Source organism: Streptomyces sp. Ag109_O5-10, assembly GCF_900105755.1.
Classification (GTDB): domain Bacteria; phylum Actinomycetota; class Actinomycetes; order Streptomycetales; family Streptomycetaceae; genus Streptomyces.
Map to the genome: position 1 here is coordinate 8,457,580 of NZ_FNTQ01000001.1, position 20,479 is coordinate 8,478,058.

The following is a 20,479-nucleotide window of genomic DNA, read 5'->3' on the forward strand; positions in this document are numbered from 1 at the left end:
TCGGGGAGTCGGTCGATGCGCCGGCCGGGCTCACAGCGCGTCCAGGTCCAGCTTGGCGGCCGCCTTCTGGATGTCGTCCTGGTGCTTGAGGATCACGCCCAGGGAGTCCCGTACGACCTGCTCGTCCAGCGTGTCGGCGCCCAGGGCCAGCAGGGTGCGCGCCCAGTCGATGGTCTCGGCCACCGAGGGGACCTTGCGCAGGTCCATCGCCCGCAGCGCCCCGACCACCCGGACCACGGACTCGGTCAGCGCCTCGGTGAGCCCCGGCACCTTCAGCCGTACGATCCGGCGCTCCAGCTCCTCGTCCGGGAAGCCGATGTGCAGGAACAGGCAGCGGCGGCGCAGCGCCTCGGACAGCTCGCGGCTGGCGTTGGAGGTGAGGACGACGAAGGGGCGGCGGGTCGCGGTGACCGTGCCCAGCTCGGGGACGGTCACCTGGAAGTCGCTGAGCACCTCCAGGAGCAGGCCCTCCACCTCGACGTCGGCCTTGTCGGTCTCGTCGATCAGCAGCACCTTGGGGTCGTCGCCCCGGATCGCGGTGAGCAGTGGGCGGGGGAGCAGGAACTCCTCGCTGAAGATGTCGGTGCGGGCCTCGTCCCAGGTCTCGTCCCGGCCGGCGCTGATCCGCAGCAGCTGCTTGGCGTGGTTCCACTCGTACAGTGCCCGGGACTCGTCCACGCCCTCGTAGCACTGCAGCCGCACCAGCCGGGCCCCGGCGACCTGGGCCACGGCCTTCGCCAGCTCGGTCTTGCCGACCCCGGCGGGGCCCTCGACGAGGAGCGGTTTGCCGAGCCGGTCGGCCAGGAAGACGGTGGTGGCGACGGCGGGGGAGGCGAGGTAGCCGGTCTCCGCGAGGCGGGCGGAGACGTCGTCGACGGAAGTGAACAACGGGGCCTCCGGCTGATCGGGGTCGGGGAACGCACGCAGGTGGGACGCGCGTGGGGAACAGGTCCGGGTCCTATCTAAGCGCTTGTTCACCCTCCCCTGCCACCCTGTATACCGATCGGTTTCCTCACAGTGCCCCGCGCGGTAACCTCGGCGTATGGCCACCACAGACAAGGCGTCCCCCCGCGACCGTCTGCTCGACGCCGCCGGCGAGCTCTTCTACCGCGACGGCGTCTCCATCGGCGTCGAGGCGCTGTGCAAGTCCGCGGGGGTCTCGAAGCGCTCGATGTACCAGCTCTTCGGCAGCAAGGACGAGGTGCTGGCCGCCAGCCTGGAGCGGCGCAGGCCCTGGTACGAGACCCAGCTCAGGGCCCCGGACGCCGAGACGGCCACCCCTCGCGAACGGATCGGGTACGTGTTCCGCCGGGTGGAGGAGAACGCGGCGGCCCCCGGCTACTGCGGCTGCCCCTACCTCGCCGTCCTCGTCGAGCTCAAGGACGGCGAGCATCCCGCGAGCGTGGTGGCCCGGGCCGCCAAGGAACTGCTGCAGCGCTACTTCGAGGAGCAGGCCGAACAGGGCGGTGCGGCGGATCCGGCCCTGCTCGCCCGCCAGCTCATGCTGGTCTTCGACGGGGCCAGCGCCCGGGCCGGCGCCCACATCGAGCACCTCGACGACGGGCTGGTCACCCGCACGGTGACCACACTCCTGGACGCGGCCGGGCTGAAGTAGCCGCCCGGACGGATCACCACAACGCGCCGGGCCGGTCGCCCGCCCGGTGCAATGGAGGCGTGACCGCGCCCCCGAACGACTGCCTCGCGCGCAACGAGTGGATCTGCGGCGCCTATCTGACCAGCCGCCGCCAGATCCTCCTCGACGCGGTCGGCCAGCATCTGCGGCTCACCGTGGTCTCGGTGCTCGTCGGGCTCGTCATCGCCGTCCCGCTGGCCGTACTCGCCCGCCGCTGGCGCTGGTCGGCCGGGCCCGTCCTGGGCGTCACCACCATCCTCTACACCATCCCGTCCCTGGCGATGTTCTCCCTGCTCCTGCCGCTGTACGGGCTCTCGGCCACCCTCGTCGTCGCCGGACTGGTGCTCTACTCGCTCACTCTGCTCGTCCGCAACATCCTCGCGGGCCTGCGCGCCGTCCCCGAGGAGACCCGGCAGGCCGCCCGAGGCCTGGGCTACGGCCCGATCCGCCTCCTGCTCACCGTCGAACTGCCCCTCGCGCTGCCCGCCGCGATGGCCGGCCTGCGCATCGCCACGGTCTCCGCGGTCTCCCTGGTCACCGTCGGCGCGATCGTCGGGTTCGGCGGGCTCGGCAACCTGATCTACGCCGGCATGAACACCTACTTCAAGGCCCAGGTCCTCACCGCCTCTGTACTGTGCGTGCTGATCGCGGTCGCCGCCGACCTGCTGCTGCTCGGGGTGCAGCGCCTGCTCACCCCGTGGACGCGGGCGGCCCGCACGTGAAGACGCTCACCGAGGCCTGGGCCTGGCTCACCGACTCCGCGCACTGGTCCGGTGCCGACGGCATCGGGCACCGGCTGCTCCAGCACCTCGCCCTCACCGTCGTCTGCCTGGTCGTCAGCTGCCTGATCGCGCTCCCGGTCGCGCTGCTCCTCGGCCACCTCGGCAGGGGTGGCGCACTCGCCGTGAACATCTCCAACGTCGGCCGGGCCGTCCCCACCTTCGCCGTCCTGGTGCTGCTCCTGCTCACCCCGATCGGCGGATGGGGCGAGGGCCCCACCGTGGTCGCCCTGGTGCTGTTCGCCGTACCGCCCCTGCTCACCAACGCCTACGTCGGCATGCGCGAGGTCGACCGGAACATCGTGCAGGCGGCCCGGGGGATGGGGATGACCGGGCGACAAGTGTTGTTTCACGTGGAACTGCCCCTTTCGCTCCCCATGGTCCTCAACGGGGTGCGGATCGCCGCCGTCCAGCTCGTCGCCACGGCCACCATCGCCGCACTCGCCGGCGGCGGCGGACTCGGCCGGATCATCACCGCCGGATTCAATCTGGCCAGCACCCCCATGGTCGTCGCCGGGGCGATCCTGGTCGCCGTCTTCGCCCTGATCGTCGAGGGGGTCTTCGAACTCGCCGAGCGCCTCGCCCCGGTCTGGCTGCGGGGCTCGCGATGAGACTCCGTACGGCGGCCGCCGGCCTGCTCCTCGCCCTCACCGCCTGTACCACCGGACCCTCCCTGGAGAACCGCGGCGAGGTCACCGCGCCCCCGGGCGACAGCAAGCACCTGACCATCGGCTCCGCCGGATTCACCGAGAGCGACCTGCTCGCCCAGATGTACGCCCAGCTCCTGAACCAGGCCGGGTACCGGACCTCCCTCATCACCGTCGCCAACCGCGAACTCTACGAACCCGCCCTGGAGTCCGGGCAGATCGACGTGGTCCCCGAATACGCGGCCACCTTCGCCGACTGGCTCAACGCCAGGACCAACGGCCCCGACGCGGCCCCCGTGGGCTCCCCGGACCTCACCACCACGATGCGGGCACTGCGCCGCCTCGCCACCCCTCGCGGCCTCACCGTCCTCGACCCGGGGCGGGCGGTGGACCAGAACGCCTTCGCGGTCACCGCCGCCTACGCCCGCCGGCACCACCTCAGGACGCTCAGCGACCTCGGCGCCTCGGGTCTGAAGGTACGGCTCGCCGCGGGCGACGAATGCGTGCAACGGCCGTACTGCGAGCCCGGGCTGAAGAAGGTCTACGGCATCGACATCACCGGCATCGACCCCAAGGGCGTCGGCACCACCCAGGCCAAGCGGGCCGTGCAGAGCGGGCAGGACCAGATGGTGCTGACCACGACCACCGACGCGACGCTCGACCAGTTCGGGCTGGTCCTCCTCGCCGACGACAGGCATCTGCAGAACGCCGACTACGTCGTCCCGGTCGTCAACCGCGCGCGGGCCGGCAGCGAGCGCGTCACCAAGGCGCTCGGCAAGCTCAACGACGTCCTGACGACGGCCGACCTGGCCTCGATGAACCGGCAGGTCGACAGCTGGCGACGGCTGGCCCAGGACGTGGCCCGGACCTATCTGCGGGACAAGGGCCTGCTGAAGTGACGGCCGGCGCCGTGATGCCCGGCAGCGCGACGCCCCGGCCCGTTGTCAGTGGCGGGCGGTACGTTCGCGGCATGGGGATCTATCTGGTGAGTGTCGGCGCGCAGGAATGGCTCGACGGCGGCGAGGACGACGAGGACGAGGGCGGGAGGGGCGCCCTCGCCTCGGCCCTCGACGACGAGTTGCGACGGCGCGGGCTGGCACCCTACGAGTCGGTGCCCGAGACGGCCGCCTTCGTGCGCGGCTCGGGGCTGTCGTTCGAGGAGAAGCTGGCGCCGGCCATGGACGGGTTCGGCGCACTGTGCCGAGAGCACCTGTCACCGGAGGAGGGGGAACTGCTGCTGGGCTGGACGGTGCTGGTGCCCTTCTCAATCGACGAGGAGATCCGGCTGCCCGTCGCGTCCCCCTACACCGACGAGACGGTGGTCGCCGGCGCGCCCGAGGTGCTCGCCCTCGCGCAGCGGCTGGCGGCGGTGATCGGACTTCCCGTCGAGGCGATACCGGAGGCCTGCGACAACCTCGATCTGACCTTCTGGTTCCTGGAGGGGCAGGCGAAGGAGACGGCCGAGTCCCGTCCCGGCCCGTGGGGTGAGGACCTGGACACCGCCTTCTACGTCGCGCTGTACCTGCGGGCCGCCGAGCACTCGTTGCGGCGTGGCTGCCCGATGACGTACTGCTGACTAGGGCTTCTGTCGTCAGGCATCGGAAACCGAGTCGAACGGCACCTGGCCGCGCGGGACGCCGCGCGCGTCGGCGTCCACCGAGCGGCGCAGCGCCTCGTGCAGCTTGGCCGGGGTGAGGACACCGAGGAAGCGCGAACCGTCGAGCACCGCGACCCATCCGGCGTCGTACTGGAGCATCACACCGAACGCCTGCTTCAGCGGGGCCCCCACCGGCACCCACGCCGTCATCCGGTGGGCGAGCCCGTCGATCGTGCCGCCCGCCGCCAGCTCGTCGCGGCCGACCCAGCCGTGCAGGTCGCCGTCCGGGTCCAGGACCACCGCCCACCGGGCACCCCCGGCCCGCAGCCGTGCCGCGGCGCGCTCGGCGGACTCGCCCAGGCGGACGACCGGCGGCTGCTCCAGGTCGTCCGGCTCGACGTCGGTCACCGAGAGCCGCTTCAGCCCGCGGTCCGCGCCCACGAACCCGGCCACGTACGGCGTGGCAGGCCTGCCCAGCACGGCGCCCGGAGTGTCGAACTGCTCGATCCGGCCCTGCCCGTACACCGCGATCCGGTCGCCGAGCCGCACCGCCTCCTCGATGTCGTGCGTGACCAGCAGCACCGTCTTGCGGACCGCGGCCTGCATCCGGAGGAACTCGTCCTGCAACTGCTCCCGCACCACCGGGTCGACCGCGCCGAACGGCTCGTCCATGAGCAGCACCGGCGGATCGGCGGCGAGCGCCCGGGCCACGCCGACGCGCTGCCGCTGGCCGCCGGAGAGCTGGTCCGGGTAGCGCGGCCCGTACGTCTTCGGGTCCAGGCCGACGAGGTCGAGCAGTTCGGCGGCGCGGGCCCGGGCCCGGTCCCGTCGCCAGCCGAGCAGGGCCGGGACGGTCGCGGTGTTGTCGAGGATGGTGCGGTGCGGGAACAGGCCCACCTGCTGGATGACATAGCCGATCCGGCGCCGCAGCCGCACCGGGTCGACGCCCGCGACGTCCTCGCCGTCGACGAGGATCCGTCCCGACGTCGGTTCGATGAGCCGGTTGACCATCATCATCGTCGTGGTCTTGCCGCAGCCGGAGGGGCCGACGAGCGTGACGAGTTCACCCGCGGCCACCTCGAAGGAAAGCCCGTCGACCGCGGTCGTCCCGTCCGCGTACCGCTTGGTGACCTGCTCGAACCGGATCATTCCCTCACGGTAGCCGCGACCGTCACGATCCGCCCGTACCGGCCTCGGCGCCCTGCGAGCCGCCGCCGACGAGCACCACCTCCAGGGTGCGCGGACCGTGCACCCCCTCGACCCGGTCCAGCTCGATGTCACTGGTCGCGGAGGGGCCGGAGATCCAGGTCAACGGGCGGGCCGGGTCGAGCCGTTCGAGGGCCTGCGGCACGGACGACACCACCTGGTCCGGGACCCGCACGACGCAGATGTGGTGGTCGGGCACAAGGGTGAGCCGGCGGCGGCCCTGGTCCGGGCCGCCGTCCAGCACGACCGTCCCGGTCTCGGCGATCGCCACCGCGCAGCCGGTGACCACGCTGCCGACCCGGTCGAGTTCGTGGGAGGTGCTCCCGGCCCGGTCCGGGACCCGCTCGGCCTCGGTCGACGCGAGCCACTCCGGAGGGAGCCCGGTGGGCACGGCCACCGACCTCGAACCGCGCTCCGCGACCAACCGCCCGATCAGTGCCGCTAGTTCGTCCGCCGTGCACCGGTGCACGAGCGCCCGGTAGTCCGCCAGGTTCTCGGCGAGCAGGTCCACCGTCTCCGGGACGCTCCGCTCCCCGTGCTCCCGCAGATACGCCCGCTCGACCGGCGTGTCCTCGTCCCGCACCTCGGCCAGCGCCCGCCGCACCCGGCCCAGGATCCGCTCCCTGCTGCTCACTTCGCCCCGCCCTTTCCGCCGCCGGTCCGCTGCCACCAGTCCCGGAACGGCTCCGCCGGTACGGCAGGCAGGTCCCGGGTCCCGGTCCACGCCCGGCCGGGACCCGGCAGGGTACGGGGATGCAGCCGGCGGCTGCGGGAGACGAGCCGCTGGCCGGTGCGCAGGGCGGCCGGGTGGGAGAACGCCCAGCGCGCCGCCCGCATCGCCGCCCGCTCGGCCGCGTGCCCCTTGGCCGGCTTGAGCAGCACCCTGTTGCCGCCCCGGACCGCCTCACCGCCCTCGACGACCCGCTCGCGCAGGTGCACAAGGACCTCGGGGATGTCGATGGCGACCGGGCAGACCTCGTAGCAGGCCCCGCACAGCGACGAGGCGTACGGCAGCGAGGCGTCGATCTCGCTCGCGGTGCCCCGCAGCTGGGGGCTGAGGATGGCGCCGATCGGGCCCGGGTAGACCGAGCCGTAGGCGTGGCCGCCCGCCCGCTCGTAGACCGGGCAGACGTTCAGGCAGGCCGAGCAGCGGATGCAGCGCAGGGCCTGCCGGCCCACCTCGTCGGCGAGGGTGTCGGTGCGGCCGTTGTCCAGGAGGACGAGGTGGAAGGTCCGCGGTCCGTCGCCGTCGGTGGTGCCGGTCCACGTCGAGGTGTACGGGTTCATCCGCTCGGCGGTGGAGGAGCGGGGGAGGGTCTGCAGGAAGACCTCCAGGTCCTGCCAGGTCGGCACGATCTTCTCGATGCCGACGACCGAGATCAGCGTCTCCGGGAGGGTGAGGCACATCCGCCCGTTGCCCTCGGACTCGACGACGACCAGGGTGCCGGTCTCGGCGACCATGAAGTTGGCGCCGGAGACGCCGACCTTCGCGCGCAGGAACTTCTCGCGCAGATGGAGCCGGGCCGCCTCGGCGAGTTCGGCCGGGGCGTCGGTGAGACCCTCGGGCGCGGGGCGCCCCCACTCGCCCATCTCCCTGCGGAAGATGTCCCTGATCTCGCCCCGGTTGCGGTGGATGGCGGGGACCAGGATGTGCGAGGGCCGGTCGTGGCCCAACTGCACGATCAGCTCGGCGAGATCGGTCTCGTAGGCCCGGATGCCCTCGGCCTCCAGCGCCTCGTTCAGCCCGATCTCCTGGGTGGCCATCGACTTGACCTTCACGACCTCCGACTCGCCGGTCTCCCGGACCAGGTCCGCGACGATCCGGTTCGCCTCGTCGGCGTCGGCGGCCCAGTGGACCGTGCCGCCCGCCGCCGTCACCCTCTCCTCCAACTGGACCAGGTACCGGTCGAGGTGACGGAGCGTGTGGTCCTTGATCTGCTTGCCCGCCTCGCGCAGCGCGGCCCAGTCGGACACCTCGGCGACCGCCTTGGCCCGCTTGGCGCGGATGGTGTGCGTGGCATGGCGCAGGTTCTCGCGCAGGACGGGGTTGTTGACGGCCTCGTGCGCGGCCTTCGGGAAGGCCGGTTGGGTGGACGGGGGAAACTCAGGCATCCCTACGAACGTCCCGCTCATGCGGCCGTGTCCTCCTCGGTGCTCGCCAGGATCTCCGCGATGTGCACCGGCCGCAGCCCGCTGCCGAGCCGGGTCATGGTGCCGCCGATGTGCATCAGGCAGGAGTTGTCGGCCGCGCACAGCACCTCCGCGCCGGTCGACTCGGCGTTGCGCACCTTGTCCGTGCCCATCGCCGCCGAGACGTCGGCGTTCTTCACCGCGAACGTGCCGCCGAACCCGCAGCACTCCTCGGCGCCCGGCAACTCCACCAGCTCCAGGCCCTTGACGGCCTGGAGGAGACGTCGGGGACGGTCGCCGAGCCCCAGACTCCGCAACCCGTGGCAGGTCGGGTGGTAGGTGACATGGTGCGGATAATATGCCCCGACGTCCGTCACCCCCAGGACGTCCACCAGAAACTCCGTCAGCTCGTAGGTCTTCGGCACCACGGGCGCCAGCGCCGCCGCCAGCCCGCCCCCGCGCCCCTCCGCCCGGGCCCGTTCGCCCATCCGCGGATACAGCTCCCGCACCATCGCCCCGCAGGACCCGGACGGGGTCACGATCGCCTCGTACTCGCCGAAGACATCGGAGAAATGCCGGGCCAGCGGCTCCGCCTCATGTCGGTATCCGGTGTTGTAGTGGGCCTGCCCGCAGCAGGTCTGGGCCATCGGGAAATCGACCTCGACGCCCAGTCTGGTCAGGAGTTTCACCACTGCGCGGCCGGTTTCCGGATAGAGCGTGTCGTTGACGCAGGTCAGGAAGAGGGCGACACGCATCGCGGCTCCTAGAGGTCGGTCATCGGATGAGTGCAGCCTAATGGGCCGATTCGATCAGCGGGAGACCCGGTGACGGTGCGGCGGGTCGGAAGCCGCCGCCGGACATCCTGGCGGCGGCCCGTCACCCGGTGGCCAGCCGTGCCTCGGCCGCCGCCCAGCGGACGGTGCCGCCGCGCGGCACGTACCGGGTCAGCGGCTGGGTGCGGGTGAGCAGCCGCCGCATGTCGGCCAGGTCACCGACGACTCCGTGCGCGCGAGCCTGGACCAGCACGTTCCCGAGCGCCGCCGCCTCCGCCGGCCCCGCCACCACCGGCAGTCCGCAGGCGTCGGCGGTGAGCTGGCAGAGCAGCGCGTTGCGGGTGCCGCCCCCCACCACGTACACGGTGTCCACCGGATGTCCGGCGAGCCGCTGCGCATCCGCGACCGCCCGCCGGTGGGCCAGCGCCAGCGAGTCGAGGATGCACCGGGTGGTCTCGCCGGGCGTCCGCGGCACCGGCTGCCCGGAGGCCCGGCACGCCTCGGCGATCCGCTCCGGCATCCGCCCGGGTGCCAGGAACCCGGCATCCCCCGCGTCCACCACCGACCGCAGCGCCGGCGCCCCGGCCGCCGCCCGCAGCAACCCGCCCAGCTCCGGATCGCCCCAGGCCCGTACGCACTCCTGGAGCAGCCACAGCCCCATGATGTTGCGCAGATAGCGGACCGTGCCGTCGAGCCCGAGCTCGTTGGTGAAGTTGGCGGCCCGGCTCTCCTCGGTCAGCACGGGTGCCGTCAGCTCCAGTCCGGCCAGCGACCAGGTGCCGGTGCAGATGTAGGCGAACCGTTCGCCGACCGCCGGTACGGCGGCCACCGCCGACGCGGTGTCGTGCGAGCCGACGGCGGTCACCGGCACCGGCCCGGTCAGCCCCGTCTCCTCAAGGACCGCGGGCCGCAGCACCCCGGCGGGATCCCCCGGCCGCCGCAGCGGCGCGAACAGCCCGAGGTCGATCCCCAGCCGGTCCGCGACCTCGTACGACCAGTCACGCGTCCGGGGGTCGACCAGCTGGGTGGTGGAGGCGTTGGTCAGCTCGGTGCCCTGCTCGCCGGTCAGCCAGTACGACACCAGGTCCGGGACGAGCAACAGCCGTTCGGCGTGCGCGAACTGGGCGCTCGGCCGCGCCGCCACCAGCTGGTAGAGGGTGTTGAAGGGCGCGTACTGGAGCCCGGTGCGGGCGTACAGTTCCGCCGCCGGGATCCGCGCCCACACCTGCTCGGCGACACCCTCGGTCCGTGCGTCCCGGTAGTGCACCGGGTTGCCGAGCAGGGCTCCGTCGGCGTCCAGCAGACCGTAGTCCACGGCCCAGCTGTCGATGCCGACGGAATCCACCCGCCCGGCGGCCCGCAGGCCGTCCAACACCCCGGCGTACAGGCCGAGTACGTCCCAGCGCAGCCCCTCCGGCACCCGCACCGGCCGGTTCGCGAACCGGTGTGCCTCGGCCAGCTCCAGCGAGTCCGGGCCCACCCGCCCGACCATGACCCGCCCGCTGGACGCGCCCAGGTCGACCGCGGCGTACGCCCTCGGCGAGCTCATCGCAGGAACGCGGCCGCCACACCCGCGTCGACGGGCACGTGCAGCCCGGTGGTGTGGGTGAGTTCGCCACCCGTCAGCGCGAACACCGCGTTCGCCACGTGCTCGGGCAGCACCTCACGCTTGAGGATGGTCCGCTGCGCGTAGAACTCGCCCAGCTTCGACTCCTCCACCCCGTACACGGCGGCCCGCTGGGCCCCCCACCCTCCGGCGAAGATCCCCGACCCGCGCACCACACCGTCGGGGTTGACCCCGTTCACCCGGATCCCGTGCTCACCCAACTCCGCGGCCAGCAACCGCACCTGGTGCGCCTGGTCCGCCTTCGCCGCCGAGTAGGCGATGTTGTCAGGCCCGGCGAACACGGCGTTCTTCGACGCGATGTAGACGATGTCACCGCCGATCCCCTGCGCGGTCATCACCCGCGCCGCCTCCCGCGACACCAGGAAGGAACCGCGGGCCATGATGTCGTGCTGGAGGTCCCAGTCCCTCGCCGAAGTCTCCAGCAGCGGCTTGGAGATGGAGATCCCGGCGTTGTTGACGACGAGGTCGACCCCGCCGAAGGCCAGCACGGCGGCCCGGAAGGCGGCGACGACCTGCTCCTCGTCCGTCACGTCGACGGTGACCGCGACGGCCCTGTCGGCCCCGCCGAGTTCCTCCGCCACCGCGGCCGCGCCCTCGGCGTTGAGGTCGGCGACGACGACACAGGCCCCCTCTTCCGCGAGCCGGTGCGCGATCGCCCTCCCGATCCCGCTCCCGGCCCCCGTCACCAGTGCCACCCGGGTCGCCAGCGCCTTCGGCCTCGGCATTCGCCGGAGCTTGGCCTCCTCCAGCGCCCAGTACTCGATCCGGAACTTCTCCGACTCCTCGATCGGCGCGTACGCCGACACGGCCTCGGCGCCGCGCATCACGTTGACGGCGTTGACGTAGAACTCACCCGCGACCCGGGCGGTCTGCTTGTCCTTGCCGAAGCTGAACATGCCGACGCCGGGCACGAGCACGATCGCGGGGTCGGCGCCGCGCATGGCGGGGGAGTCGGGCAGGGCGTGCCGCCGGTAGTAGCCGGCGTACTCCTCGCGGTACTCGGCGTGCAGCTCGCGCAGCCGTGCCACGGCTTCCGGCACCGGTGCGGTCGGCGGAAGGTCGAGCACGAGGGGCCGTACCTTCGTCCGCAGGAAGTGATCCGGACACGAGGTCCCGAGTGCCGCGAGCCGCGGATGCCCGGCCCGGGCGAGGAAGTCGAGGACGACCTCGGAGTCGGTGAAGTGCCCGACCTGCGCCCGGTCCTGGGAGGCGAGCGCCCTGATGTACGGGGCGAGGGCCGCGGCCCGCTCCCGCCGCTCGGCCTCGGGCAGCGCGCCGTACCCCTCGACGACGGGCCCGAAGGGTTCCGCCCTCCCGCGCTCCGCCAGGAACTTCTCGGCGGTGCGGATGATGTGCAGCGAGTTCCGCTCGCACTCCTCGGAGCTGTCGCCCCAGGCGGTGATCCCGTGCCCGCCGAGGACGCACCCGATCGCCCGCGGGTTGGCGGCCTTGATCGCTGCGACGTCCAGCCCCAGCTGGAACCCCGGCCGCCGCCACGGCACCCACACCACGCTGTCCCCGAAACACTCGGCGGTCAGCTTCTCACCGTCCGCGGCACAGGCGAGCGCGATCCCGGAGTCCGGGTGCAGATGATCCACGTGCGGGGCGTCGACGAGCCCGTGCATGGCGGTGTCGATGGAGGGCGCGGCCCCGCCCCTGCCGTGCAGGCAGTAGTCGAAGGCGGCGACCATCTCGTCCTCGCGGTCGACCCCCGGATACACGCCGGCGAGCGCCCGCAACCGGTCCAGCCGCAACACGGCGAGCCCGCCCTCGCCGAGCGTCCCGAGATCCCCACCGGACCCCTTCACCCACATCAGCTCGACATCACCTCCGGTGACGGGGTCGACGGCGGTGCCCTTGGCGGACGTGTTGCCGCCGGCGTAGTTCGTGTTGCGCGGATCGGCACCGAGCCGATGGGAACGGGACAGGAGGGCGGCTGCCTGGGGATGGGTGGGCATGAGGTTCCTTACTTGTCGAAAGGGCGTCAGTGCATTCCGCGGGGGCGCCGGGGGCCGGGGGAGGAACGGCGCGACCGGCCACACCCGGCCCGCACGCCGCGACGAAACAGATCAGGGCAGACGCTTACGCACCCCAGCCGGCCTGCTGTCCGCCGACCCGCTCGGCGACAATCCTCTCGGCCCACCCGGACCGCCGGTAGGCCGCAAGCGGGTCGGCGTCCAGCCCCATCTCCTCCCGCACCTCCCGCAACAGCGGCCGCACATCCGTGTCGTACGCGTCCATCAGCACGGCGTTCGCGGCCAGCACATCCCCCGCGGCCTGCGCGTCCGCCAGCGCCCCCCGGTCCACCAGCAACGCCTTCGCCGTCGCCTCCTGGACGTTCATCACCGACCGGATGATCGCCGGGATCTTCGCCTCGATGTTGTGGCACTGGTCGAGCATGAAGGCGACCTCGGCGGTGAACCCGCCGCCCCGCACCACCTCGTACATGATCCGGAAGAGCTGGAACGGATCCGCGGCCCCCACCATGAGGTCGTCGTCCGCGTAGAACCGCGAGTTGAAGTCGAACCCGCCGAGCTTCCCCTCCCGCAGCAGCGTGGCGACGATGAACTCGATGTTGGTGCCCGGTGCGTGGTGGCCGGTGTCGACCACGACCTGCGCCTTCGGTCCCAGCTTGAGGCAGTGGGCGTAGGCAGTCCCCCAGTCGGGCACGTCGGTCGTGTAGAAGGACGGCTCGAAGAGCTTGTACTCCAGCAGCATCCGCTGCCCCTCGCCCAGCCGCGCGTACACCTCGGCCAGCCCTTCGGCCAGCCGGTCCTGCCGGGCCCGGATGTCGTCCTGACCGGGGTAGTTGGTGCCGTCGGCGAACCACAGCTTGAGGTCCTTCGACCCCGTCGCGTCCATGATGTCGACGCACTCGAGCAGATGACCGACGGCCTTGTGGCGCACCGCCGCGTCCGGGTGGCAGATGCTGCCCAGCCTGTAGTCGTCGTCCTGGAAGGTGTTGGAGTTGATCGCCCCCAGCCGCAGGCCCCGGTCCTCGGCGTGCTTGGCCAGGTCGGCGTATCCGTCCGGGCCGTCCATCCTGTCCCACGGGATGTGCAGGGCGACCGTCGGCGCGACCCCGGTCACGGCGTGGACCTGCGCGGCGTCGTCCAGCTTCTCCTGCGGCGAGCGGGGCACACCCTGCTGGGCGAACACCTTGAAACGGGTCCCCGAGTTTCCGTACGCCCACGACGGCGTTTCGACGGCCTGGGTCTTCAGCGCGGCCTTCACCGCGGCGAGGTCGGTCACTTCGGGGCTCCTGGGGATCGGAACAACTGAGTGGTGAAACGATTCAGGACCGCAAAGTATGAGCCCCGCGCAGGGGTGTCAAGCATGACGACCGACCTCGTCCTCCGTGACTCCCTCGTGACCTTAGGCCATCGAAATCTTTTCGAGACGGACCCATTGACGTGACATGCCGGTGATGCCTACGGTCCCGGCAATCCAGTTGAAACCTTTCACGACGCCGTGAGGTCCGGTGCCCACCGTCTCGCCGGTGTCGTCGAGGAGCCCCCATGACCCACCCGTCCGACACGGGACCGGCCCCGGTGCTGGCGCTGAAGGACGTCTCGAAGTCCTTCGGTGCCGTGCGCGCCCTGCGGGACGTCTCCCTGGAGCTGTTCCCCGGCGAGGTGCACGCCCTCGCCGGGGAGAACGGCGCGGGCAAGTCGACGCTGATCAAGACGCTCGCCGGAGTGCACCGGCCGGACGCCGGCCAGGTGCTGCTCGACGGCGGGCCCGTCGTCTTCCACGGCCCCGGCGACGCCCGCGACGCCGGAATCGCCGTGATCTACCAGGAGCCCACGCTCTTCCCCGACCTGTCGATCGCCGAGAACATCTTCATGGGCCGTCGGCCCCGGCGCGCCCTCGGCCGGATCGACCACAAGGCCACCCGCGCGGCCACCGCCGCCCTGATGAAGCGGCTCGGCGTCGCCCTCGACCCCGACCGCCCCGCCCGCGGCCTGTCCATCGCCGACCAGCAGATCGTCGAGATCGCCAAGGCGCTCTCCTTCGACGCCCGGGTGCTGATCATGGACGAACCGACGGCGGCCCTCACCGGCAGCGAGGTCGCCCGCCTCTTCGGCGTCGTCCGCACCCTGCGGGACCAGGGCGCCGCCGTGCTGTTCATCTCGCACCGTCTCGAGGAGATCTTCCAGATCTGCCGGCGGGTCACCACCCTCCGGGACGGCGCCCGGATCGCCGGCGAGCTCGTCGACGGCATGACCGAGGACGACCTGGTACGCCGGATGGTCGGCCGCGATCTGGACGAGCTCTACCCCAAGCACGACGTGAAACCCGGCGAAGTCGCCCTGAGCGTGCGGCGGCTGACCCGCGAGGGGGTGTTCACGGACATCTCCTTCGAGGTGCGGTCCGGTGAGATCGTCGGGCTCGCCGGCCTGGTCGGCGCCGGCCGCACCGAGGTCGCCCGCGCGGTGTTCGGCGTCGACCGCTGGGACGCCGGCGACGTCGAGGTCAGGGGACGGAGACTGACCAACGGCGCACCCTCCGTCGCGATCTCCGCCGGCCTCGCCCTCGTCCCCGAGGACCGGCGCGCCCAGGGCCTGGTGATGGACATGTCCATCGAGCGGAACATCGGCCTGACCGGACTGCGTACGACCGTGAAGGCGGGCCTCGTCGACCGGGGCGCCGAACGCAGCCGCTCCCTGGACTGGGCGGTCCGGCTCCAGGTGAAGTACGCCCGGATCGCCGACGCCGTCTCCACCCTCTCCGGCGGCAACCAGCAGAAGGTCGTCCTCGCCAAATGGCTCGCGACCGGCCCGAAGGTACTGATCGTCGACGAGCCGACCCGGGGCATCGACGTCGGCACGAAGGCCGAAGTGCACCGGCTCCTGGCTGAGTTGGCCGCCGACGGGGTGGCCGTCCTGATGATCTCCTCCGACCTGCCCGAGATCCTCGGCATGGCCGACCGCGTGCTGGTGATGCACGAGGGCCGGATCACCGCCGAGATCCCGCGCTCCGAAGCCAGCGAGGAAACCGTGATGGCCGCAGCGACCGGGAGGGCCGCCGCATGACGACCACCGCCACGGGGAGGGCCGCCGCATGACGGTGACCACCTCCGAGCCGACCCCCGTCGCCAAGACACCCGAGTCCTCCGGGACCCGGCTCGTCGACCGCGTCTTCAAGATGCGCGAACTCACCATCCTCGTCGTCTTCCTGGCGATGATCGCCGTCACCCAGGCCGGCAACAGCCAGTTCCTCTCCGCGCAGGGCGTCAAGGACCTGCTGCTCAACGCCACCATCCTGGTGCTGGTCGCCACCGGTCAGTCCCTGGTGGTGATCACGAGGAACGTCGACCTGTCCGTCGGCTCCACCCTCGGCATCACCGCCTTCGCCGCCGGCGACTACCTGCACGGCGGTGGCAACCCGGTCGTCGCCGTCCTGCTCGCCGTGCTCCTCGGCATCGGCTGCGGACTCCTCAACGGCCTGCTGGTGAGCCTCGGCCAGGTCCCCGCGCTCGTCGTCACCCTCGGCACCCTCTACATCATCCGGGGCGTCGACTCCATCTGGGTCGGCTCCCGGCAGATCACGGCCGCCGACCTGTCCGGCTCCTTCGTCGCCTTCGGCTCCGGCGGCCTGTCGGCGATCCCCTGGCTGGCCCTCATCGCCCTCGCGGTCCTGGTCGCCACCGCCTACTACCTCAAACACTTCGGCAGCGGACGGGAGTTGTACGCCCTCGGCTCCAACCCCGAGGCCGCCCGGCTGGCCGGCATCCCGGTCCGCAAGCGGATCCTCACCGCGTACACCTTCTGCGGCGCCCTCGCGGGACTCGCCGGGGCGATGTACCTGGCCCGGTTCGGGAACGTCGACTCCGGCACCGGCAACGGCTACGAACTCACCGTCGTGAGCGCCGTGGTGGTCGGCGGCGTGGTCTTCACCGGCGGCTCCGGGAGCGTGTACGGCGCCGCGCTGGGCGCGCTGCTGCTCACCTCCGTCAACAGCGTGCTGCCGGCCCTCGGGGTCAGCTCCGTGTGGGTGCTCGCCATCAACGGCTTCCTGCTGCTGCTCGCCATCGCCGTCGACCGGATCGTCGCGGTGCGGGTGGCCGCCGCCCTGAAGAAGAGGAGCATCCGCCATGCCTGACTCCCTGACCCGCGCGGTCCGCTGGGACACGGTCGTCGGCGCGCTGCTGATCGTCCTCCTGGTGCTGTCGTTCGGCTTCGTCGACGGCTTCGGGAACGCGCTCAACCTGTCGTTCCTGATCGGCAACACCCTGCCGATCGCGCTGATCGCCCTGCCGATGACCCTGCTGGTGGTCGCCGGCGAGATCGACCTCTCGGTCGCGTCGACCGCCGGGCTCTCGGGCGCCGTCATGGGCAGGCTGTGGAACGAGGGCATGGCGATCGAGACGATCATCCCGCTGTGCCTGCTGCTGGGCGTGGTCTGCGGGCTGGTCAACGGGCTGCTGGTGACCCGCCTCGGGCTGCCCTCCCTCGCCGTCACTATCGGCACGCTCGCGGCCTACCGGGGCATCGCGCAGATCGTGCTCGGCTCCGACGCGGTGACCGACTTTCCCACGCAGTACCTGGACTTCGCGGCGGGCCGGCTGGGCGGCACGTTCCTGCCGCGGGCCTTCCTGCCGTTCCTGGTGCTGCTGGTGATCGCCGTGGTGGTGCTGCACGCCACGCCGTTCGGGCGGTCTCTCTTCGCCGTGGGGGCGAGCGAGGAGGCGGCGCGGTTCGCGGGCGTCCGCGTCAAGCGTCACAAGCTGATCCTGTTCGTGGCGACCGGGTTCATGGCCTCTCTGACGGGGGTCTTCTGGGCGCTGCACTACGCGAGTGCGCGGTACGACAACGCGACCGGGCTCGAACTGAGTGTGGTGGCCGCCGTGTTGCTCGGGGGCATCGACTTCGACGGGGGCAAGGGGACGCTGGGCGGCGCGATCGCCGGGGTGTTCCTGCTGGGGGCGTTGCAGAACGTGATGAGTCTGCTGAACGTGTCCGCGCAGTCCCAGATTGTCGTGACCGGTGTGCTGCTGGTTGTTTCGGTGCTCGGCCCGAGGGTGGCGCGACAGATCGCCCACGTCAGGCACAGGAGTGTGAAGGTCGTCTGAACACTGCGGGCCGTGTGTGGCTGGTCGCGCAGTTCCTCCCCCAGCCTTCGGCCGGGGGTACCCCCAGCGCCCCTGAAGGAAGGGCGCTCCCAGAGCCGTTACTCACAAAGGAACCGTCATGCGTAAGTCGTCCCTCCGGCGTGCCTGTGTGGCCCTCGCCGCCGTCTCCTCCCTCGCCCTCGCCGCCACCGCCTGCGGTGGCACCACCAAGAACAACTCCGGCAGTGACGAGACGTCGGCCGCCACCTCCACCGCCAAGGCCGATCCGAACGCCGCGCTCAAGAAGGGCCTGACCGTCGGGTTCCTGCCCAAGCAGGTGAACAACCCCTACTTCACCTCCGCCGACAAGGGCGGCGAGAAGGCGCTCACCGAACTGGGCAGCACGTACAAGGAAGTCGGCCCGTCCAGCGCGACCGACACCTCCGGGCAGGTCAGCTACGTCAACACGCTCACCCAGCAGCAGGTCGACGCGATGGCCGTGTCCGCCCAGGACCCCGGTGCCCTGTGCACCGCGCTCAAGCAGGCCATGAGCAGTGGTATCAAGGTCGTCACCTACGACTCCGACACCAACGCGGGCTGCCGCAACGTCTTCGTCTCGCAGGCCGGCGCCGAGGACCTCGGCCGTACCGAGGCGCAGCTGCTCGCCCAGCAGATCGGGTACAAGGGCGAGATCGCGATCCTGAGCGCCGCGCAGACCGCGACCAACCAGAACACCTGGATCGGGTACATGAAGGACGAGTTGAAGGACCCGAAGTACAAGAACGTCAAGCTGGTCAAGATCGCCTACGGCAACGACGACGCCCAGCAGTCCTTCCAGCAGACCCAGGGCCTGCTCCAGCAGTACCCGGACCTCAAGGGGATCATCTCCCCGACCACCGTCGGCATCAAGGCGGCCGCCCAGTACCTCTCCGGCTCCAAGTACAAGGGCAAGGTCAAGCTGACCGGCCTCGGCACGCCCAACGACATGCGGCAGTACGTGAAGAACGGCACCGTCGAGGGCTTCGAGCTGTGGGACCCGGCCAAGCTCGGCGACCTCGCCGCCCGCACCGCCGTCGCGCTCGTCTCCGGGCAGATCACCGGCAAGGAGGGCGAGACCTTCAAGGCCGGCGGCACCACGTACACCATCGGCAAGGACGGGGTGATCAACCTCGGCAAGCCGACCGTGTTCGACGCGAAGAACATCGACCAGTTCGACTTCTAGGTCTCCGGCAGGCTTTGATGCAGCGCGTCTGTTTCCTCCTCAAGGTCCGGCAGGACCGCCTCGCCGAGTACCGCGAACGGCACGCCGCCGTGTGGCCGGAGATGCGCGCCGCGCTCTCCGCCACCGGCTGGCACAACTACTCGCTCTTCCTGCGCGACGACGGCCTGCTGGTGGGCTACCTGGAGACCGAGGACTTCGAGGCCGCCCGCGCCGGCATGGAGACCACCGAGGTCAACGCCCGTTGGCAGGCCGAGATGGGCCCCTTCTTCGAAGCCCTCGACGGCGCCCGCCCCGACGAGGCGATGAAACCGCTCACCGAAGTGTTCCACCTCGCCTGAACCATGACAGGAGCCGCTCGTGAAGAGACGTACCGTGCTCGGTGCCGCGTTCGCCGGCGCCTCGGCCACCCCCGCGGGCACCGCGGGTGCGGCCGGCTCCGGACCGTCGGTGAGCAAGCAGCAGACCACCCGACTCGACGCCCAGGCGATCTACTTCGTCTCCTACGACGGCCTGGTCAACAACAACTCGTTCCAGAAGAGCGGCCTGCTCACGTACCAGGACCACCAGTACGCCGGCTGGTACACCTCCACCGGCGCCGCGGTGATCGGGCGCCGGGTCCTCGGCGGCTCGTCCTGGTCGACCGTGAACCTCGCCCACCGGCTGAAGTCCAGCGACTCGCACAACGTCATCTCCATGGGCGTGTCGAGGACCGACGGCCGCCTCCACATCACCATGGACGCGCACAGCGACGGGTTCTTCTACGTGAAGTCGGTCGCCGGGCTGCTGGACAACCCCGGTTCCACGGCCTGGACCCCGGCCGTCTTCGGCGCCGTACAGACGTCCCTCGACGGGCTGTCGCTCACCTCGCAGTTCACGTACCCGCAGTTCGTCCAGACCCCCGAGGGCGGGCTCCAGCTCAGCTACCGGGTGGGGGTCTCCGGAAACGGCCGCAACGCCCTTGCGGAGTACGACGGTTCGGGCTGGACCGAGCTGGGGGAGTGGAGCGGCTCCACCGGGACGTACACGAGCACGCACGGTTCGTCGACCGCCCGCAACATGTACCTGCACGGCATCGACTACGACGTCGACGGGCGGTTGCACGCCTTCTTCACCTGGCGCGAGCAGTCGGCGTCCGTCATGTGCAGCGGCGGTGGCATCACCAACCACGACACCTGCTACGTCCGTTCCACCGACCGCGGCCGCACCTGGCGCAACGACGCGGGCGCCCTGGTCGCCACCACCGGCACCTCGGACACCGTCGCCGTCACCGACTCCGGGCTGGTCGTCGACTTCCTCGGCCCGGACCACTCCCTGATGAACCAGGAGAGCCAGTGGACCGACTCCGCCGGCCTCCCGCACGCGGTCATCAGCTACGTCCCCGGCCGCTTCGGCCGGTGCACCACGGACTACGTCGCCGACCGCACCGCCCACGGCCGCGCCTTCCACCTCCGCAAGAACTCCGCCGGCGCCTGGCAGAAGACCGAGATCCCGGTCCCCCTGAACTCCAGCCAGCGCACCAAGCTGGTCCTGGACAAGTACGACAACGCCTACGCCGTCCTTCCCCACGGCCGGATCGCCGGCGCGTCCAGGGCCTCCGGCTACTCCGACTGGGCGCTGCTCCACGACGGCAGCGACCTGAACGCCTTCGGCGAGGTGGTGGTCGACGAGCTGCGGGTCAGGGCCGACAACGTGCTGTCGTTCATGTACCAGGAGACGTCGAGCGGGACGACACCCTCCGCACTCCATGTCGTCGACTTCGCCCTGCCCGCCTGACCCGGACCGGTGTGCGAGTCATGTCGTAATGTGAAGCC

The 20,479-nt window shown here is 71.3% G+C and carries 19 protein-coding genes; 11 read left to right on the forward strand and 8 right to left on the reverse strand.

Annotation, left to right across the window (positions count from 1 at the left end):
• Nucleotides 1-30 precede the first annotated feature (30 nt).
• A complete protein-coding gene (locus BLW82_RS38540; protein ID WP_093506490.1) occupies nucleotides 31-888 on the reverse strand; it encodes an AAA family ATPase in 858 nt (285 codons plus the stop codon).
• 154 nt (nucleotides 889-1,042) lie between these two features.
• Between BLW82_RS38540 and BLW82_RS38545 the strand changes: the two genes are divergently transcribed.
• The 5 genes from BLW82_RS38545 to BLW82_RS38565 all read left to right on the forward strand — a co-directional run bounded on the left by BLW82_RS38545 (nucleotide 1,043) and on the right by BLW82_RS38565 (nucleotide 4,635).
• Complete coding sequence (locus BLW82_RS38545) at nucleotides 1,043-1,615, forward strand: TetR/AcrR family transcriptional regulator (protein WP_093506492.1); 573 nt, start codon at nucleotides 1,043-1,045, stop codon at nucleotides 1,613-1,615.
• Between the two features lie 59 nt (nucleotides 1,616-1,674).
• A complete protein-coding gene (locus BLW82_RS38550; RefSeq protein ID WP_093506494.1) occupies nucleotides 1,675-2,355 on the forward strand; it encodes an ABC transporter permease in 681 nt (226 codons plus the stop codon).
• Nucleotides 2,352-3,023 carry an ABC transporter permease gene (locus BLW82_RS38555; RefSeq protein ID WP_093508498.1) on the forward strand — a complete coding sequence of 224 codons (672 nt, stop codon included), beginning with the start codon at nucleotides 2,352-2,354 and terminating at the stop codon, nucleotides 3,021-3,023. Before BLW82_RS38550 ends, BLW82_RS38555 begins: the two co-directional genes overlap by 4 nt.
• Nucleotides 3,020-3,958, forward strand: a complete 939-nt coding sequence (locus BLW82_RS38560) for an ABC transporter substrate-binding protein (RefSeq protein ID WP_093506496.1) — start codon at nucleotides 3,020-3,022, stop codon at nucleotides 3,956-3,958. The genes BLW82_RS38555 and BLW82_RS38560 overlap by 4 nt, the downstream gene beginning before the upstream one ends.
• Before the next feature lie 71 nt (nucleotides 3,959-4,029).
• Complete coding sequence (locus BLW82_RS38565) at nucleotides 4,030-4,635, forward strand: hypothetical protein (RefSeq protein ID WP_093506498.1); 606 nt, start codon at nucleotides 4,030-4,032, stop codon at nucleotides 4,633-4,635.
• Nucleotides 4,636-4,650: 15 nt separating this feature from the next.
• Here BLW82_RS38565 and BLW82_RS38570 read toward each other — a convergent pair whose 3' ends face one another.
• The 7 genes from BLW82_RS38570 to rhaI all read right to left on the reverse strand — a co-directional run bounded on the left by BLW82_RS38570 (nucleotide 4,651) and on the right by rhaI (nucleotide 13,644).
• Nucleotides 4,651-5,805 (reverse strand): ABC transporter ATP-binding protein, encoded by a 1,155-nt coding sequence (locus BLW82_RS38570; RefSeq protein ID WP_093506500.1) that lies wholly within the window; start codon nucleotides 5,803-5,805, stop codon nucleotides 4,651-4,653.
• Nucleotides 5,806-5,827: 22 nt separating this feature from the next.
• Complete coding sequence (locus BLW82_RS38575; RefSeq protein WP_093506502.1) at nucleotides 5,828-6,496, reverse strand: LutC/YkgG family protein; 669 nt, start codon at nucleotides 6,494-6,496, stop codon at nucleotides 5,828-5,830.
• Complete coding sequence (locus tag BLW82_RS38580) at nucleotides 6,493-7,995, reverse strand: LutB/LldF family L-lactate oxidation iron-sulfur protein (RefSeq protein WP_093506504.1); 1,503 nt, start codon at nucleotides 7,993-7,995, stop codon at nucleotides 6,493-6,495. Before BLW82_RS38580 ends, BLW82_RS38575 begins: the two co-directional genes overlap by 4 nt.
• Entirely contained in the window at nucleotides 7,992-8,747 is a 756-nt protein-coding gene (locus BLW82_RS38585; RefSeq protein ID WP_093506506.1) for a (Fe-S)-binding protein, read from the reverse strand. The genes BLW82_RS38580 and BLW82_RS38585 overlap by 4 nt, the downstream gene beginning before the upstream one ends.
• A gap of 121 nt (nucleotides 8,748-8,868) precedes the next feature.
• Nucleotides 8,869-10,314 carry a rhamnulokinase gene (locus tag BLW82_RS38590; protein WP_093506507.1) on the reverse strand — a complete coding sequence of 482 codons (1,446 nt, stop codon included), beginning with the start codon at nucleotides 10,312-10,314 and terminating at the stop codon, nucleotides 8,869-8,871.
• Nucleotides 10,311-12,350, reverse strand: a complete 2,040-nt coding sequence (locus BLW82_RS38595) for a bifunctional aldolase/short-chain dehydrogenase (RefSeq protein WP_093506509.1) — start codon at nucleotides 12,348-12,350, stop codon at nucleotides 10,311-10,313. Before BLW82_RS38595 ends, BLW82_RS38590 begins: the two co-directional genes overlap by 4 nt.
• A gap of 124 nt (nucleotides 12,351-12,474) precedes the next feature.
• On the reverse strand, nucleotides 12,475-13,644 hold the full coding sequence (gene rhaI, locus BLW82_RS38600) for an L-rhamnose isomerase (RefSeq protein WP_093506512.1): 1,170 nt from the start codon (nucleotides 13,642-13,644) through the stop codon (nucleotides 12,475-12,477).
• Nucleotides 13,645-13,910: 266 nt separating this feature from the next.
• Here rhaI and BLW82_RS38605 point away from each other — a divergent pair, with 266 nt between their 5' ends.
• The 6 genes from BLW82_RS38605 to BLW82_RS38630 all read left to right on the forward strand — a co-directional run bounded on the left by BLW82_RS38605 (nucleotide 13,911) and on the right by BLW82_RS38630 (nucleotide 20,441).
• Nucleotides 13,911-15,428: a sugar ABC transporter ATP-binding protein gene (locus BLW82_RS38605; protein WP_093506514.1), complete on the forward strand. Its 1,518-nt coding sequence runs from the start codon at nucleotides 13,911-13,913 to the stop codon at nucleotides 15,426-15,428.
• A gap of 28 nt (nucleotides 15,429-15,456) precedes the next feature.
• On the forward strand, nucleotides 15,457-16,497 hold the full coding sequence (locus tag BLW82_RS38610; protein ID WP_093506516.1) for an ABC transporter permease: 1,041 nt from the start codon (nucleotides 15,457-15,459) through the stop codon (nucleotides 16,495-16,497).
• On the forward strand, nucleotides 16,490-17,467 hold the full coding sequence (locus tag BLW82_RS38615) for an ABC transporter permease (RefSeq protein ID WP_093506518.1): 978 nt from the start codon (nucleotides 16,490-16,492) through the stop codon (nucleotides 17,465-17,467). Before BLW82_RS38610 ends, BLW82_RS38615 begins: the two co-directional genes overlap by 8 nt.
• Nucleotides 17,468-17,585: 118 nt before the next feature.
• The gene (gene rhaS / locus BLW82_RS38620) at nucleotides 17,586-18,668 is read left to right on the forward strand and encodes a rhamnose ABC transporter substrate-binding protein (protein ID WP_093506520.1); all 1,083 of its coding nucleotides are present in this window, start codon (nucleotides 17,586-17,588) and stop codon (nucleotides 18,666-18,668) included.
• A 17-nt stretch (nucleotides 18,669-18,685) separates the two neighbouring features.
• Entirely contained in the window at nucleotides 18,686-19,006 is a 321-nt protein-coding gene (locus tag BLW82_RS38625) for an L-rhamnose mutarotase (RefSeq protein ID WP_093506522.1), read from the forward strand.
• 19 nt (nucleotides 19,007-19,025) lie between these two features.
• Nucleotides 19,026-20,441, forward strand: coding sequence for a BNR repeat-containing protein (locus tag BLW82_RS38630; protein WP_093506524.1), 1,416 nt, complete (start codon nucleotides 19,026-19,028; stop codon nucleotides 20,439-20,441).
• Nucleotides 20,442-20,479 lie beyond the last annotated feature (38 nt).

Bases quoted from the DNA above. Each gene is read 5' to 3' on its own strand.
- BLW82_RS38580 (WP_093506504.1), bottom strand. From the start codon at position 7,995: ATGAGCGGGACGTTCGTAGGGATGCCTGAGTTTCCCCCGTCCACCCAA.
- BLW82_RS38615 (WP_093506518.1), top strand. From the start codon at position 16,490: ATGCCTGACTCCCTGACCCGCGCGGTCCGCTGGGACACGGTCGTCGGC.
- BLW82_RS38625 (WP_093506522.1), top strand. From the start codon at position 18,686: ATGCAGCGCGTCTGTTTCCTCCTCAAGGTCCGGCAGGACCGCCTCGCC.
- BLW82_RS38610 (WP_093506516.1), top strand. From the start codon at position 15,457: ATGACGGTGACCACCTCCGAGCCGACCCCCGTCGCCAAGACACCCGAG.
- BLW82_RS38565 (WP_093506498.1), top strand. From the start codon at position 4,030: ATGGGGATCTATCTGGTGAGTGTCGGCGCGCAGGAATGGCTCGACGGC.
- BLW82_RS38590 (WP_093506507.1), bottom strand. From the start codon at position 10,314: ATGAGCTCGCCGAGGGCGTACGCCGCGGTCGACCTGGGCGCGTCCAGC.
- BLW82_RS38605 (WP_093506514.1), top strand. From the start codon at position 13,911: ATGACCCACCCGTCCGACACGGGACCGGCCCCGGTGCTGGCGCTGAAG.
- BLW82_RS38570 (WP_093506500.1), bottom strand. From the start codon at position 5,805: ATGATCCGGTTCGAGCAGGTCACCAAGCGGTACGCGGACGGGACGACC.
- BLW82_RS38545 (WP_093506492.1), top strand. From the start codon at position 1,043: ATGGCCACCACAGACAAGGCGTCCCCCCGCGACCGTCTGCTCGACGCC.
- BLW82_RS38595 (WP_093506509.1), bottom strand. From the start codon at position 12,350: ATGCCCACCCATCCCCAGGCAGCCGCCCTCCTGTCCCGTTCCCATCGG.
- BLW82_RS38585 (WP_093506506.1), bottom strand. From the start codon at position 8,747: ATGCGTGTCGCCCTCTTCCTGACCTGCGTCAACGACACGCTCTATCCG.
- rhaS (WP_093506520.1), top strand. From the start codon at position 17,586: ATGCGTAAGTCGTCCCTCCGGCGTGCCTGTGTGGCCCTCGCCGCCGTC.
- BLW82_RS38560 (WP_093506496.1), top strand. From the start codon at position 3,020: ATGAGACTCCGTACGGCGGCCGCCGGCCTGCTCCTCGCCCTCACCGCC.